Below are 15,412 nucleotides of genomic sequence, written 5' to 3' on the forward strand. Positions count from 1 at the left end.
TGTAACTTACACAAGACAAAAAAACACCTAGAAATGCCAAATTATACTTTAAAAATTAACGGAAAATCAGTGTCTTTTACTGCAGATGCTGATACACCTTTGTTATGGGTGCTTCGAGATGAACTTAATATGGTAGGTACGAAATTCGGTTGTGGAATTGCACAATGCGGAGCCTGTACTGTTCATGTAGACGGAGCTGCTGTGAGAAGTTGTCAACTGCAAGTATCTATGTTAGAAAACGAAGAAATTACGACCATTGAAGGTTTGTCTTCCGAAGGAAACCATCCGTTACAAGAAGCTTGGAAAGAAGTTGATGCACCTCAGTGTGGATACTGTCAGGCAGGTCAAATTATGACAGCTGCCGCCTTTTTAAAAGAAAATCCCAACCCTACAGAAGAAGAAATTAGAGTAGCAATGCAAGGAAACTTATGCCGTTGCGCTTCTTACAACAGAATAGAAAAAGCAGTGGCTATCGCTGCGGATAAAATGTCTTAAAAACTTTCAACTATGAGTACACAAGAAAAAAGCTTTACGTTTAGCAGAAGAAATTTTTTTAAGAACCTCTGCATTAGCTGGCGGTGGTATTATGATTGGGTTTAACTTATTTACAGCCTGTAAACCCAATGTAAAGCCCTCTATTGATGTAGAAAACTTAAACTTTAATGATTTTAACGCATTTATAAAAATATCAGAAGAAGGGTATGTAACGATTTATTCACCCAATCCTGAAATAGGACAGGGAGTAAAAACGTCGATGCCCATGGTAATTGCCGAAGAACTCGATGTCGAATGGGATAAAGTACACGTGGTACAAGCCCCGTTAGATACCAAAAATTACACACGCCAATTAGCGGGAGGAAGTCAGTCAATTCGACAAGGATGGACAGCCTTGAGAGAAACAGGAGCCACAACCAAGCAAATGTTAATCAATGCTGCAGCCGTAAAATGGGGCGTAGAGGCAGCCGATTGTGCAGCTTCTAAAGGAATCATCACCAATAAGAAGGGAGAGAAGTTAGGGTATGGAGAGGTAGTAAAAGAAGCAGCAACTCTCGAAATTCCAGAAAATGTCACTCTAAAAAAGCCTTCAGAATTTTCTATCATAGGACAAAATGCAACCAATGTTGATTTGGATAAAATAGTTACTGGGAAACCACTTTTCGGACTCGATTACAAAGAAGAAGGAATGGTATATGCCGCAGTGGTAAGACCACCATCTTTTGGAGAAATATTAGACTCTTTTGATGCTGCCGAAGCAAAAAATGTATCTGGAGTAATCGATGTTATTACCATTGGAGAAAAGGCGAGAAACTTTATCGAATCTGGTAAAAATAACTGGACGTTCAAACTGTCTACATCAGATAAAGTGGTTGTAATTGCTAAAAATACTTGGGCGGCGATTAAAGGAGCAAGAGCAATAAAAGCTACTTGGAAAGCAAACTCAGAGTTAGAAAGCACAGAATTTCATGATGAAAAATTACTCAGTTTATTAGATGGAGATACACTTACTGTAAGACGAGAAGATGGAAATGTAACCAAAGCATTTGCAGAAGCTGATAAAGTTATAGAACGTACCTACCATTCACCTTTCTTGCCACATAGCTGTATGGAACCTATGAACTTTTTTGCAAACATAACCTCCGACAAAGTGCATTTAGTAGGTCCGGTACAAACACCAGAATATGCAGCTCAAGTTGCTGCAGAAATGTTAGGTCGTGATTTAGCGCAGGTGCATGTAGAAATGACACGGATGGGAGGCGGATTTGGAAGAAGATTATACGGAGATTTTGTGTATGAAGCCCTAGAAATATCCGATAAAATTAAGAAACCCATCAAAATGGTTTCTACTAGAGAAGAAGATGTAACCAGTGGTATTTACCGCCCTGCAATTAAATACAGAATTGCAGCCGCCATCAAAGATGGAAAAATAACAGGATATCATTTAAAAGAAGCAGCAATCAACGATAATATGTACGGATTGATTCCACATTTCTTTCCAGCAGGCTGCATTCCTAATTACAAAGTTTCTACAGCAAACTATAAAAGTAATATTACAACGGGAGCCTGGAGAGCACCCTATACCAACTTTTTGGGGTATGCAGAGCAGTCGTTTTTTGACGAATTAGCCGCAGCATTAAATCAAGACCCAGTGCAGTTGCGTTTAGACTTGCTCGAAAATGTAAAAGATACCACAGACGAAAAAATACAGTATTCAGGAAAAAGAATGCAAGACGTTATACGTTTGGCAGCTGAAAAAGGAAACTGGAACAAAGCAAAAGAAGGAGTGTATCAAGGGTTTTCTGCCTATTACAGTCACAATACGCATGTCGCAGAAGTCGCTGAGGTTGTATTGAAAGATGGAGTTCCAGTAGTTACGAAAGTTGTGGCCGCGGTAGACTGCGGTATTGTGGTAAATCCAACAGGAGCCATCAATCAAGTACAAGGAGGCGTTATTGATGGTATCGGACATGCCATGTACGGAAACTTAACTTTTGAAGGAGGTAAGCCTTCAAGTAGAAACTTCGATAATTATAGACTTATTAGAATGAACGAAACCCCTAAGGTAGAAGTACACTTTGTGCAAAACGAATTGTCACCAACAGGTTTAGGAGAACCTGGATTGCCACCAGCAGGTGGAGCCGTTGCCAATGCCATACACAAAGCCTTGGGTAAGAGACTGTACAAACAACCTTTTGCAGAAGAATTAGAATCAAATATTTTGGCATAAAATCAACAATGTAAGTAACATTAATTTCATGATGAACGAAGGTTTGTCATGAAATTTTTTGTATATATTTCAGGTAAAAGAGCAAGCAAATAACTCAGTTATTATTTGTAGATAATCTTTACGATTTATGGTTTCTTATTTCGTATTTAGGTCTGTTGTCTCTTCGAGTAAAATTAGTTGAATGAAATGAAAGTAATTTTGTATCGAGAAGTGATAGCATGGGGCTGGATAGCTCTGCTGAGCCTAGTCGAAGTATAATTTTTGAATCATTACCATTCTTCAAAATCACTCGAACTGACGTTACACGAAAAAATCATTCGTTAATCGTATAAGAAAGAGTTAATCTAACTTTTTAAATAGCTAATCAATAAAACCTATATCTTTGTAACATGCTTTCTAAGAAAACAAAATACGGAATTAAGGCGCTTACTTTTATTGCAAAACAGGAAAAGGGCAGTATGGTGCAAATAGCAACCATTTCAGAGCAAGAAAATATTTCTCATAAATTTTTAGAAAGTATCTTACTTACCTTACGAAAATCAGGAATTTTAGGAGCAAAAAAAGGGAAGGGCGGAGGCTACTATTTGCTAAAACCAGCCAGTGAAATTATAATGACCGATGTTATTAGAACTCTCGAAGGACCCATTGCTATGGTACCTTGTGTTAGCCTAAACTATTATGAAAAATGCGACGACTGTCCTGATGAAGAAGCATGTGCAGTACACAAACTCATGATTCAAGTTCGAGACAATACCCTTCAGGTACTTCGAAATAATACACTTGCAGACTTAGTTTAGTATGAACAAATTGTAAAATTCAAATAAATTTTTCCTTTTTTCTTGCATAATTGAAAAGCCTATGTATATTTGTCAACTTAAAACCTAGTATTCCTATAGGGTAAAGGTGTTTTAAAAATGATTATAGAACAAATAGTAGAAAATAAAGCAAATTATAACGTAGATAAGCTATCTGAAAAACCAGTAAGAAGCATCGTAAAATCGATAAGTTGGAGAGTAGTAGGAACTATAGACACCATACTAATATCATGGATAATTACTGGGCAAGTAACCACAGCTTTTTCAATTGGAGCGATAGAATTGGTAACAAAAATGCTCTTGTATTTTTTTCACGAAAGACTTTGGAACAATATTAAATGGGGCAAAAAATGAGTATACACACAATGAATTTAGAAGCAGTAAACGCAACATTAGAACATCAATCTCCAAAAGAGATAATCGTTTGGGCATTGCTACAAGCCAACAAAGCGGTAGTAACCACAAACTTTCGACCCTACGAAGGAGCCATTTTACGTGCAACAGCATCAGTAAAAAGAGAGATACCAGTTATTTGGTGCGATACTGGTTACAACACTCCGCAAACCTATAAACACGCTGAAGAGTTAATTGAAAAATTACAGTTAAACATTCAGTTGTACGTACCCAAACAAACAGTGGCGCACAGAAATATCACATTGGGTTTACCAACAATAGACGATCCGAAACACGCTGTTTTTACAGAGCAAGTAAAGCTAGAGCCATTTAAAAGAGCGATGAATGAACACCAACCAGATGTTTGGTTTACAAACTTACGAAAAGGACAAACCGCATTTAGAGATAGCATTGATATCGTTTCAATGAGCAAAGATGGAGTGTTAAAAGTGAGTCCGTTTTACCATTGGTCAGATGCGGAATTAGATGCTTATTTAGAAGAACATCAATTACCTAACGAGTTTACATATTTCGACCCCACAAAAGTAGAAAGTAACAGAGAATGTGGTTTACATAGTTAAAAGAATAAGAAGATGAATACAGAAACGATACAAGTAGGAGCTTTAGAAAGCGAAGCCATATATATTTTAAGAGAAGTAGTTGCGCAATTTGAAAAACCAGTATTGTTATTTTCTGGAGGAAAAGATAGCATAACACTGGTGCGACTCGCTCAGAAAGCATTTTATCCGGCAAAAATACCATTCCCATTATTGCATATCGATACAGGACATAACTTCCCTGAAACGATTGAATTTAGAGACCGTTTGGTAGAAGAATTGGGTGTTGAGCTACTTGTTCGTCAAGTACAAGACAATATTGATGCTGGTAAAGTAAAAGAAGAAACAGGGAAATACGCAAGCCGAAACATGCTACAAACCGAAACGTTATTAGATGCCATTGAAGAATTTGGTTTCGATGCATGTATCGGTGGAGCGCGTAGAGACGAAGAAAAAGCAAGAGCTAAAGAACGTATTTTTTCAGTACGAGATGATTTCGGACAATGGGATGAAAAAAACCAGCGCCCAGAATTGTTCGATATGTTGAACGGAAGAATCGATTTAGGACAAAATGTGCGTGTTTTTCCAATTTCTAATTGGACAGAGTTAGATGTATGGTCGTATATACAACAAGAACAAATTCAAATTCCATCCATCTATTTTGCGCATAAAAGAGCCACTTTTATTAGAGACGGACTCATTTGGTCAGCAAATGATGAAGTGGTATATAGAGAAGAGCAAGAAGAAGTACAAGAACGTTGGGTACGATTCAGAACCGTAGGAGACATGAGTTGTACCGCAGCAGTATTGTCTGACGCAATAGATATTGATACGGTAGTAGATGAAATTAGAGAATCTACCATCTCAGAAAGAGGAGCCAGAATTGACGATAAACGCTCGGAAGCAGCGATGGAGAAACGCAAACAACAAGGATATTTTTAAAGATAGATTATAGCTATTAGCCTTTGGCTGTTAGCAGTATAAAACTCAATAATATAAACTAAGCAATGGGAGCTAATAGCCAATTGCGAAAAGCATAAAAATGAACGTAGTAAAAATAGCAACAGCAGGAAGTGTAGATGACGGAAAGAGTACACTCATAGGGCGAATATTATATGACACAAAATCATTAACCCAAGATAAATTAGAAGCTATTAGAGAAAAAAGTAGGCAACGTGGGTTTGACTACTTAGACTTTTCTTTAGCCACCGATGGGTTGGTAGCAGAACGCGAACAAGGAATTACTATTGATGTAGCCCATATTTATTTTTCGACACCAAAAACAAGTTTTATCATAGCCGATACCCCAGGGCATATAGAATATACTCGAAATATGGTTACTGGAGCCTCAAACTCGCAAACTTCTATCATTTTAGTAGACGCCAGAAACGGAGTTGTAGAGCAAACCTATCGTCATTTTTTTATCAATAATTTATTGAGAGTAAAAGACGTGATAATAGCAGTAAATAAAATGGATTTGGTCAATTTTTCAGAAGAAAAATTCAACCAAATAAAAGGAGAAATAGCATATTTAGCGAAGAAAAGTGACTATCAAAATCAACATATCACCTTCATACCTCTTTCTGCTTTGAAAGGAGACAATGTGGTAAAACCTTCAGAAAATACCCCTTGGTATACAGGAGAAACGCTACTAAGCTACCTTGAAAACTTAGGGGACAAAGAAGAACAAGAAGAACTGCAAGCACGTTTTCCTGTACAAACAGTCATCCGCCCAAAAACAGAGGAGTATCATGATTTTAGAGGCTATGCTGGGAAATTGTATGGAGGAGATTTAGCCGTGGGTGATGTCGTAACCGTACTTCCATCAGCAACAAAATCTACTATCAAAAGTATTCAGTTTTTTGATAAAGAATATACAAGAGCAAAAAGAGGAAGTTCTGTAAATATTACGTTAGAAGACGATGTAAATGTAAGCAGAGGAGATATGTTGGTAAAAACAGGAGAAGAACCTGCTGTGGTAAAACAGTTAGAAGCTACCATTTGTTGGATGGATAAAACACCCTTGCAAGCTTCTCAAAAATATTATATCAAACATGGAGTAAATGATGCACAGGCAAAAATAACGGAGTTAAAAACAGTTGTTCACACCGATTTTTCTGGTGTACAAAAAGACCCTTCTCAATTATCGCTCAATGAAATAGGAGAGATACGTTTAAAAGTTAGCAAGCCTTTATGTGTCGATTCGTACAAAGAAAACAAAGCAAACGGAGCCTTTATCATCATCAACCCTAAAACCAATACAACCTCAGGAGTTGGTTTTATAAAGTAAAAAGGATGGCAATAATCACCACAAACGAATATAAAGGAGCTGCAGCAGTATGTACAGTAAACTGTTTTGTACCAGATGCCACACATACAGAAACCGAAGAACAATTTTTAGTAAGATAAGAGTTCTCTACAACCAATAACAACGCTTTTGCAAGCACACAAGGAGTAAAAACAGATGCAAAGTTTTAGATCAGAAATAGAAAACCCTTTAGTAGAAAAGGATATCCTAGAGTTAGAACGTAAAATACGTTTGTTTAACGAAGGAAAAATAGATGAAGAACGTTTTAGAAGTTTACGTTTAGCCAGAGGAATTTACGGGCAACGCCAATTTGGTGTACAAATGATTCGTATCAAATTACCCTACGGTAAAGTTACGAGTGAACAATTACACAGAATAGCGGATGTTTCTGATGAATATTCAAGAGGTCGTTTACACATTACGACCCGTCAAGATATTCAAATTCATCATGTAAGTTTAGACAGAACCCCCGAGTTATGGGCACAGTTAGAAAAAGACGATATTACCTTGCGAGAAGCCTGTGGTAATGCGGTACGTAATGTTACAGCATCAGAAACGGCAGGAATCGACCCCAAAGAACCCTTCGATGTTACCCCGTATGCACATGCTACTTTCCAGTTTTTCTTGCGCAATCCCATCTGTCAAGAAATGGGAAGAAAATTCAAAATGTCTTTTTCTACTTCAGAAGAAGACACCGCATTGAGTTTTATTCACGATTTAGGGTTTATCGCTAAAACGAAAACAATTGATGGTAACGAAGTAAAAGGATTTAAAGTATTGTTAGCTGGCGGATTGGGTTCACAACCGCGCCATGCCGATGTAATTTATGAATTTTTAGAAGCCGAATTGCTAATTCCTACGATTGAAGGTGTATTGCGTGTATTCGACCGTTACGGAGAGCGTGCTAAAAGAGCCAAAGCCCGTTTAAAATTCTTGGTAAAAGACATAGGTGTAGCTGCTTTCTTAGAATTAGTAGCAGCAGAAAGAGCAGCACTAGCCTATAAAACCTATCCGATAGCTACTACCAATTTTGAACAAGACATTGTTTTTGAAACCAACGAAGTTCCATCTGTAGTAGTAAAAGATGAAGAAGCGTATCAAAACTGGAAAACAACCAATGTTTTCAAACAAAAGCAAGAAGGATTGTATGCCGTAGGTATCAAAGTACATTTAGGAGATTTTTATACCGATAAAGCACGTTTGTTAGCCGATTTAATTAAGAAGTATGGAGCAAACGAGTTACGTTTTACGCTACGTCAAAATATCTTGATTCGTCACGTAAGAGAGGAGTTTCTACCATTTTTCTATACAGAATTACAAAAATTAGATTTTGCAGAAGCAGGATACAATAGTTTGAATGATATCACTGCATGCCCAGGTACAGATACCTGTAATTTGGGTATTGCCAGTAGTACAGGAATTGCAGCAGAGTTAGAACGTGTGTTAAAAGCAGAATATCCACAGTATGCAAATAACAAAGACATCACCATTAAAATTAGTGGATGTATGAATGCTTGTGGACAACACAATATGGCACATATCGGTTTTCAAGGAATGTCTATAAAAGTAGGAAAATTGTTAGCACCAGCCTTACAAGTATTAGTGGGAGGAGGAGTTTTAGGTGGCGGAAATGGACGTTTTGCCGATAAGTTGATAAAAATACCAAGCAAAAGAGGACCAACATCCTTACGAATTCTGTTAAACGATTTTGAAGAACACAAACAAGAAAATGAAGACTTCTTAAGCTATTACGACAGACAAGGAAAAACCTATTTCTATGAGTTGTTAAAAGAACTATCAGACACCAACAATTTAACAGAAGACGACTTTATTGATTGGGGACACGATAAAAACTATGTGAAAGCCATAGGAATAGGGGAATGTGCTGGTGTGGTGATAGACTTAGTAGCAACCTTACTGTTTGAAAGCGAAGAAAAGTTAGAAAGCGCAACCCAAGCCTTGCATAGCAAACAGTGGTCAGATAGTATTTATCATGCCTATGCAGCGATGGTAAACACGGCTAAAGCCTTGTTAACAGCAGAAGGAGCAAAAACCAATACCCAAGCAGGAATCATTGCCAATTTTGATGAATTGTTTGTAGCAACTCATAAAATAGAATTAAAAAGTTCATTTGCAGAATTGATTTATCAAATTAATAAGAATCAACCTACGGAAGCTTTTGCAAAAAAGTATTTAGAAGAAGCCACATCGTTTTACAAAACCATTGATGCGTATCGAAAAGTAGCAGTGGCAATTTAAAAAAGAGAGTTTAATGAAAAATCAACCGAAGTTAACCGTAGTAGGGGCAGGACCAGGAGATGCTGATTTAATTACCTTAAAAGCCATCAAAGCATTACAACAAGCTAATGTGGTATTGTACGATGCGTTGGTAAACAACGAACTGTTAGGGTATGTAAATCCGAAGGCAGAAGTAATTTTTGTAGGAAAACGCAGAGGATGCTATCGTTACCAACAAGAACAAATCAACGAATTGATTGTGGCGAGAGGATTCTCTCACGGGCATGTAGTACGCTTAAAAGGAGGCGACCCTTTCATTTTTGGCAGAGGAGCAGAAGAAATGGAATACGCAGCAAAACACGGATTAGAAGTTGCTGTAGTGCCAGGAATTTCTTCATCGTTAGCAGTACCAGCATATCAGAATATTCCGTTAACAAAAAGAGGCAATTCAGAAAGTTTTTGGGTCATTACAGGAACAACGAAACAGCACCAATTATCTAACGATGTTGTCTTAGCTGCACAATCGAGTGCAACCGTGGTTATTTTAATGGGAATGGGGAAACTTTCAGAAATCATACAGCTTTTTAAGCAGGAAGGAAAGAACGAGTTACCAGTAGCGATTATTCAAAACGGAACGACTCCTGAAGAAAAAATAGGAATTGGTACCGTAGATACGATAGAAGAACTCGTAGCAAAGAATAATTTAAGCAATCCAGCCATCATTGTATTAGGAAGCGTTGTAAACCACAGACAACAATTGTTACAAGTGCAACAAGAAGTAGCTTTAAAAGAAGTGGTATAATGGAAGAAAGAAACAACTTATATCCTATCTTTTTAAAAACAGCAACTTTGGAAGTATTACTAGTTGGCGGAGGTTTTGTAGCAGAAGAAAAATTACGATTTTTAGTAAAGTCGAGCCCAGATGCCAAGGTAACCATGGTAGCCACTTTTTTCAGAGAAGAAACCGTAGCTATTGCTAAAAAAGCAAACGTGAAAATGGTAATAGATAGCTATAACAAAACCTATTTAAAAGGAAAACATTTGGTGATTGCGACAACAGATGTTCCTGAAGTAAATATACAGGTGTATAAAGATTGTAAAAATCAAAACAAATTGGTAAACGTAGCGGATAATCCACCGTATTGCGATTTTTATATGGGCGGTATTGTAACCAAAGGAAATGTAAAAATAGCGATTTCAACCAATGGAAAATCACCCACAACCGCTAAGAGATTACGTCAGTTTTTTGAAGAAGTAATTCCAGAAGACATTAATCAATTCGTGCAAAATTTAAACGATTATAGAAAAACCATTAAAGGAAATTTTGAACAAAAAGTAGCAACATTAAATAAGCTAACAGAAAGTTTAGTAAAGTAACGTCATTGCGAATCTTTCGACTAAGTTTATCTTGAGCGAAGTCGAAAGGCTCAAGATAGATAAAAATGAAGTAACTATAAATTTATCAAATAGAAAGAGGTCACTGAGCGCAGTCGAAGTGACAAATAAAGAGAACATGATACAAACAGATATATTAATTATTGGAGCAGGACCTACAGGACTATTTACCGTTTTTGAAGCAGGATTGTTAAAATTACGATGTCATCTAATTGATGCTTTACCCCAACCAGGAGGGCAATGCTCAGAAATTTATCCGAAAAAGCCCATTTACGATATTCCAGCCTATCCAGAGATTTTAGCAGGCGACCTAACAACGAATTTGATGGAACAAATCAAGCAGTTTGAACCCGGATTTACTTTGGGCGAACGTGCTGATACCATCGAAAAACAAGACGACGGAACATTTATCGTAACGACCAATAAAGGAACCAAACACCAAGCACCTGTGGTAGCCATTGCAGGAGGACTGGGGAGTTTTGAACCACGAAAACCACCGATTCCTAACATTACTGATTTTGAAGATAAAGGAGTCGCCTACATGATTAAAGAACCAGAAATCTATCGTGATAAAGATGTGGTTATTGCTGGAGGAGGAGACTCTGCTTTAGATTGGTCTATTTTCTTAACCGACGTTGCAAAATCAGTCACCCTAATTCACCGAAGAAATGAGTTTCGAGGAGCGTTAGATTCTGTTGAAAAAGTTCAAGAATTAAAGAATTTAGGAAAAATCAATTTAATTACCCCTGCTGAGGTTAAAGCAATAGTAGGAGAAAACCAAGTAACAGGAGTTGTGATAGAAGAGAAGGGGAAGGAGCCTTATATGATAGATGCCGACCACTTCATTCCACTATTTGGATTGGCTCCTAAATTAGGACCGATTGCGAATTGGGGATTAGAAATTGAAAAGAATGCCATTAAAGTAAACAATGCCTTAGATTACCAAACCAATGTAGATGGAATTTATGCTATTGGAGATGTGAATACCTATCCAGGAAAATTAAAATTGATTTTGTGTGGATTCCACGAAGCAACACTCATGTGTCAGAGTGCTTACAAACGTATCCATCCAAATAAAAAATATGTAATGAAGTATACCACGGTTGGCGGTGTAGAAGGTTTCGACGGAACAAGAAAAGAAGCGCCGAAAGCGGTAGTAAAAGCAATTCAATAATGGGGAATTAGGATGAAAGTAGTTAGGAGTTTGGCATATAAGTTCGTTGTAATTACAAATTTTATGTAAGAAATCCTTCACCAACTCAACTATAATGGCCTGCCTAACTACTGATTCCTTTAAAAAATTGTGACCAATGAAGAACCAAGACATCAATATAAAAATAACAGACCGTGAAGGTGTAATGCACGAGGTAGTGGCTCCGACAGATATGGCAATGAACTTAATGGAATTGGTTCGGTCATACGAACTAGCTCCTGAAGGAACTTTTGGAATCTGTGGAGGAATGGCAATGTGTGCCTCTTGTCAATGCTACGTAAAATCGAATCATAAATTACCAGAAATGAACGATGATGAAGAGGCAATGCTTGCAGAAGCGTTTTATGTAGCAGAAAATAGTCGATTAGGATGCCAAATTCAAATAATTCCTGAATTAGAAGGGTTAGAAATTGAATTAGCTCCCGAAAGTTAGTTATTTTTGAAAAAAAGTACATGGAATTCAAACAATACGATTTATCATTAAAAGACGAGGTAGAAAACTTTACAAAGCAATTATTTTATGCATTGTTTAAAGATGTATGCCAAGAAAAAGCAGAACATTTAAAAGAAAAATTCGTAAAAATTTTAAATGGTCTTTTTGTTGAAAATCCTTCGGAAGTATGGCAAGTGTATCAACAAACATTTTGTGAAATACGAGAAAAGTTAGATTTAGATGCCCAAGCATTTGAAAAAACCGACCCAGCTTGTAAAAGCTTAGGAGAAGTGTATTTAGCCTATCCCGGGTTTCATGCTATTGCCGTATATCGATTGAGTCATGAATTGTACAAAATGGAAATTCCGATTTTACCAAGAATGATGAGTGAATATGCACACGGATTAACTGGAACAGACATTCATCCAGGAGCAGTTATTGGGAATTCATTTTTTATAGACCACGCCACAGGAATTGTGATTGGAGAAACCACCGTAATTAAAGAAAATGTAAAGATTTATCAAGGAGTTACTTTAGGAGGAATTCAAGTTAAAAAAGAATTGGCATCTACTAAAAGACACCCAACGATTGAAAATAATGTAACCATTTATGCCAATGCAACAATCTTAGGAGGAGATGTAGTGATAGGTAGCGATAGTGTAATAGGCGCCAACGTTTGCGTAACTACCTCTGTTCCTCAAGGATCTATAGTAACCTATGAGTCAGAAAATAAAATAACCACTAGAAAATCCTACGTTAGATAATGTAGGTGAAGAATCAACCATGAAAACCAAAACAATTATAAACAGTATAGGAAATACACCACTTATAGAAGTTTCAAACATTTTTCAAAAAGAAGGCGTAAAACTATTGTTAAAATTAGAAGGAAATAACCCTGGCGGAAGTGTAAAAGACAGAGCAGCTTTTAACATGATTTCGGAAGCTATTAAAAGAAAGAATATCCGTCATGGAGACTATTTAGTTGAAGCCACTAGTGGAAATACAGGAATCGCCTTAGCACTCATGGCAAAAGTGTTAGATGTAAACATGGTATTAGTCATGCCAGAAAATGCTACGGAAGAACGTGTAAAAACGATGCGTGCTTACGGAGCTGAGGTTATTTTAACAGATGCAGCAAAAGGTATCGAAGGCTCTAGAGATGTAGCGATGGAATTACGCTACAAGAAAGGGTATTTTATGCTAAATCAGTTTGAAAATACCGATAACTGGAAGGCACACTATAAAACCACAGGTCCCGAAATCTGGAACGATACAGAAGGTGAAGTAACTCATTTTGTATCAGCTATGGGAACTACCGGAACCATTATGGGAGTTTCTACCTATTTAAAAGAACAAAACCCTGAAGTACAAATTATAGGAGCACAGCCCAAAGACGGAGCAAAAATTCCAGGAATTCGTAAATGGACACCAGCCTATCAGCCAAAATTCTTTAACAAAAGTAAGGTAGATCAAATCGTTGAGCTAGACGAAAACGATGCCAAAAATATGACAAGAAGACTTGCTAAAGAAGAAGGGATTTTTGCAGGAATGAGTAGTGGAGGAGCAGTACATGCAGCACTAAAAACAGCAAAAAATATTGATAAAGGGGTAATTGTAGCCATTATTTGCGATAGAGGAGACCGCTATTTATCATCAGATTTGTTTCAATAAAAATTAGGATTCCCGCAAAGGCGGGAATCTTTAATTAGTGTTAATTTAGCGTGAACTTTATATTTTAAAATCATTTACAAGTGCTGTATTCATCTACAATGTTTTTTAAGTTTTCAAAATTACTCAAATCAAATTCTTGATTTTTGATATTTTCAGAAAGAGATTTACAGTCGCTTATATATTTAGATAAAGCCTTCGAAAGTTTATCATTACTACGATTATCAATCATAAAACCTACTTGATTATTTGCTAACTTTACTATAAATCTTTCTGGTTCGCCTGGCTTTGATAAAACCATGTTATTTTCATTATTACTATATTCTATTTTGTAGAAATAAGAATTATCAAAACCAAGATTTGTTGCATTTGAAAACTTTTTAAAGGAGTTACCTTTTGTTTTCATTCCTAAAAATACTTTTTCTACATCATTATCAATTGCGCCAAACAAAATATTATTTCTTGCAGCAAAACGTTTTGTACGCAATTTCCCTTTATTATTTTTATATTTAATACTTACAAATTTTCCAAATTTGTCAATAGAATTCATATCTATCAAATCATTTTCTTGTTGTGTTGGATCCAATTTTAGTTTTTCAAATATAACATAAATCAATCCACTATATTTTTTACCATCCTTATCAATAACATAACCAGGAACACCATAAAGATTTATACTATTTTCTTTAGCAATTTTTATTTTCTCTTGATGCAATTTTTCGTAATAGGTTTTAGCCTCACGTCCAAGTTTATAGTTTCTACCTAACATTTCCTCAACAAAAATTTGAGCAAAAGATCTTGAAAAACGACCAGTCATCATAGTCTTCGAACCATAGTCATAGTCGAATTCTTCGTTTGTAAATGTTTTTACTTTAACAGTTGTGCATGTGGTACATCCAGTTGCAGAACCAACTAAAATCTTATCTAAGTCTATAATACTATAAGAGTTATTTCCGTAGAAAACATAACCCATAATTTTTGTCCCTGTAGAACCTCCAAAAAGAATTGTTCCATCATCTTTTACAAACGGGTTATAAATACCAATTTTTGCTTGACGTTTAGACTGTTCTTCTTTTGCTTTAATAGCTATTTTTGTATACTTTTCGCTCAATATTTCACGATCTTCTGCAAAAAATGCAGCTACTTTATCCATATCAATACCTTCAGAAGTAATTAAACCATATTTAGCACTGAGAAGTTTAATTATTAGTTTTGTTGAATTAAATGATGTCATTAAAACCTCGTAAGGAATTTCTGTTTTTTTACCATTGGCTGAAGTTATTTCTAACCATTGAAAACCTTCAGTATTTGAAGCAGAAACACCTTTAAAAACTACATCAAAAGCTTTTTCCCCAGAAAGGGTAGAAAACAAATAATTATCACGAAGGTCTGTATTAACTTTAGCAACTTCTTTTTTATCAAACGTAATTACTTCTTTTTTTATTTTGATTTTTTGAGCAAAGGTTATGGTTGGAACTATTAAGATGATAATTAGAATTTTTTTTATCATAACTTTTATTTATTAATTTGTTTTTGAGTGATTTCGCTAATTTTTTATCAAAAGTAATTAAAAAAAATGGTTTTTCTTTTAAAAGATACTTTTTCAAAATAGCTTGAATCAATTAATTATTTGTTCAGTATAAAATATAGCTGTCGGTTACAGTTTA

15 protein-coding genes are annotated in these 15,412 nt (G+C 36.0%); 14 read left to right on the forward strand and 1 reads right to left on the reverse strand.

What is annotated here, in order from left to right:
- Positions 1–33: 33 nt before the first annotated feature.
- From P8625_RS00475 to cysM, 14 genes are all read left to right on the forward strand, one after another.
- Positions 34–495 (forward strand): (2Fe-2S)-binding protein, encoded by a 462-nt coding sequence (locus P8625_RS00475; RefSeq protein WP_279651546.1) that lies wholly within the window; start codon positions 34–36, stop codon positions 493–495.
- 91 nt (positions 496–586) lie between these two features.
- Positions 587–2,725 (forward strand): xanthine dehydrogenase family protein molybdopterin-binding subunit, encoded by a 2,139-nt coding sequence (locus P8625_RS00480; RefSeq protein WP_322790500.1) that lies wholly within the window; start codon positions 587–589, stop codon positions 2,723–2,725.
- A 389-nt stretch (positions 2,726–3,114) separates the two neighbouring features.
- A complete protein-coding gene (locus P8625_RS00485) occupies positions 3,115–3,522 on the forward strand; it encodes an RrF2 family transcriptional regulator (protein ID WP_279651547.1) in 408 nt (135 codons plus the stop codon).
- 117 nt (positions 3,523–3,639) lie between these two features.
- Positions 3,640–3,894, forward strand: a complete 255-nt coding sequence (locus tag P8625_RS00490) for a DUF2061 domain-containing protein (RefSeq protein WP_279651548.1) — start codon at positions 3,640–3,642, stop codon at positions 3,892–3,894.
- Between the two features lie 11 nt (positions 3,895–3,905).
- Positions 3,906–4,514 (forward strand): phosphoadenosine phosphosulfate reductase domain-containing protein, encoded by a 609-nt coding sequence (locus P8625_RS00495; RefSeq protein ID WP_279652979.1) that lies wholly within the window; start codon positions 3,906–3,908, stop codon positions 4,512–4,514.
- Between the two features lie 12 nt (positions 4,515–4,526).
- On the forward strand, positions 4,527–5,432 hold the full coding sequence (gene cysD / locus P8625_RS00500) for a sulfate adenylyltransferase subunit CysD (RefSeq protein WP_279651549.1): 906 nt from the start codon (positions 4,527–4,529) through the stop codon (positions 5,430–5,432).
- Positions 5,433–5,532: 100 nt separating this feature from the next.
- Positions 5,533–6,780 (forward strand): sulfate adenylyltransferase subunit 1, encoded by a 1,248-nt coding sequence (locus P8625_RS00505; RefSeq protein WP_279651550.1) that lies wholly within the window; start codon positions 5,533–5,535, stop codon positions 6,778–6,780.
- Positions 6,781–6,954: 174 nt separating this feature from the next.
- Positions 6,955–9,057, forward strand: coding sequence for a HEPN domain-containing protein (locus tag P8625_RS00510; RefSeq protein ID WP_279651551.1), 2,103 nt, complete (start codon positions 6,955–6,957; stop codon positions 9,055–9,057).
- A gap of 13 nt (positions 9,058–9,070) precedes the next feature.
- Positions 9,071–9,838: a uroporphyrinogen-III C-methyltransferase gene (gene cobA / locus P8625_RS00515; RefSeq protein ID WP_279651552.1), complete on the forward strand. Its 768-nt coding sequence runs from the start codon at positions 9,071–9,073 to the stop codon at positions 9,836–9,838.
- Positions 9,838–10,413: a precorrin-2 dehydrogenase/sirohydrochlorin ferrochelatase family protein gene (locus P8625_RS00520; protein WP_279651553.1), complete on the forward strand. Its 576-nt coding sequence runs from the start codon at positions 9,838–9,840 to the stop codon at positions 10,411–10,413. The genes cobA and P8625_RS00520 overlap by 1 nt, the downstream gene beginning before the upstream one ends.
- A gap of 136 nt (positions 10,414–10,549) precedes the next feature.
- Positions 10,550–11,605 (forward strand): NAD(P)/FAD-dependent oxidoreductase, encoded by a 1,056-nt coding sequence (locus P8625_RS00525; RefSeq protein WP_279651554.1) that lies wholly within the window; start codon positions 10,550–10,552, stop codon positions 11,603–11,605.
- A gap of 136 nt (positions 11,606–11,741) precedes the next feature.
- Positions 11,742–12,077, forward strand: coding sequence for a 2Fe-2S iron-sulfur cluster-binding family protein (locus P8625_RS00530; RefSeq protein ID WP_279651555.1), 336 nt, complete (start codon positions 11,742–11,744; stop codon positions 12,075–12,077).
- Positions 12,078–12,097: 20 nt separating this feature from the next.
- Entirely contained in the window at positions 12,098–12,841 is a 744-nt protein-coding gene (gene epsC / locus P8625_RS00535) for a serine O-acetyltransferase EpsC (protein WP_279651556.1), read from the forward strand.
- Positions 12,842–12,860: 19 nt separating this feature from the next.
- Positions 12,861–13,748, forward strand: a complete 888-nt coding sequence (gene cysM / locus P8625_RS00540) for a cysteine synthase CysM (protein WP_279651557.1) — start codon at positions 12,861–12,863, stop codon at positions 13,746–13,748.
- A 70-nt stretch (positions 13,749–13,818) separates the two neighbouring features.
- Here cysM and P8625_RS00545 read toward each other — a convergent pair whose 3' ends face one another.
- The gene (locus P8625_RS00545) at positions 13,819–15,255 is read right to left on the reverse strand and encodes a hypothetical protein (protein WP_279651558.1); all 1,437 of its coding nucleotides are present in this window, start codon (positions 15,253–15,255) and stop codon (positions 13,819–13,821) included.
- Between the last annotated feature and the right edge of the window lie 157 nt (positions 15,256–15,412).

This window comes from Tenacibaculum tangerinum (assembly GCF_029853675.1).
GTDB lineage: Bacteria > Bacteroidota > Bacteroidia > Flavobacteriales > Flavobacteriaceae > Polaribacter > Polaribacter tangerinum_A.

Excerpts from the sequence above, each read along its gene's own strand:
- P8625_RS00520 (WP_279651553.1), top strand. The coding sequence starts at position 9,838 with ATGGAAGAAAGAAACAACTTATATCCTATCTTTTTAAAAACAGCAACT.
- P8625_RS00490 (WP_279651548.1), top strand. The coding sequence starts at position 3,640 with ATGATTATAGAACAAATAGTAGAAAATAAAGCAAATTATAACGTAGAT.
- P8625_RS00495 (WP_279652979.1), top strand. The coding sequence starts at position 3,906 with ATGAATTTAGAAGCAGTAAACGCAACATTAGAACATCAATCTCCAAAA.
- P8625_RS00510 (WP_279651551.1), top strand. The coding sequence starts at position 6,955 with ATGCAAAGTTTTAGATCAGAAATAGAAAACCCTTTAGTAGAAAAGGAT.
- cysD (WP_279651549.1), top strand. The coding sequence starts at position 4,527 with ATGAATACAGAAACGATACAAGTAGGAGCTTTAGAAAGCGAAGCCATA.
- epsC (WP_279651556.1), top strand. The coding sequence starts at position 12,098 with ATGGAATTCAAACAATACGATTTATCATTAAAAGACGAGGTAGAAAAC.
- P8625_RS00545 (WP_279651558.1), bottom strand. The coding sequence starts at position 15,255 with ATGATAAAAAAAATTCTAATTATCATCTTAATAGTTCCAACCATAACC.
- P8625_RS00480 (WP_322790500.1), top strand. The coding sequence starts at position 587 with ATGATTGGGTTTAACTTATTTACAGCCTGTAAACCCAATGTAAAGCCC.
- P8625_RS00505 (WP_279651550.1), top strand. The coding sequence starts at position 5,533 with ATGAACGTAGTAAAAATAGCAACAGCAGGAAGTGTAGATGACGGAAAG.
- cobA (WP_279651552.1), top strand. The coding sequence starts at position 9,071 with ATGAAAAATCAACCGAAGTTAACCGTAGTAGGGGCAGGACCAGGAGAT.
- P8625_RS00485 (WP_279651547.1), top strand. The coding sequence starts at position 3,115 with ATGCTTTCTAAGAAAACAAAATACGGAATTAAGGCGCTTACTTTTATT.
- P8625_RS00525 (WP_279651554.1), top strand. The coding sequence starts at position 10,550 with ATGATACAAACAGATATATTAATTATTGGAGCAGGACCTACAGGACTA.
- cysM (WP_279651557.1), top strand. The coding sequence starts at position 12,861 with ATGAAAACCAAAACAATTATAAACAGTATAGGAAATACACCACTTATA.
- P8625_RS00475 (WP_279651546.1), top strand. The coding sequence starts at position 34 with ATGCCAAATTATACTTTAAAAATTAACGGAAAATCAGTGTCTTTTACT.
- P8625_RS00530 (WP_279651555.1), top strand. The coding sequence starts at position 11,742 with ATGAAGAACCAAGACATCAATATAAAAATAACAGACCGTGAAGGTGTA.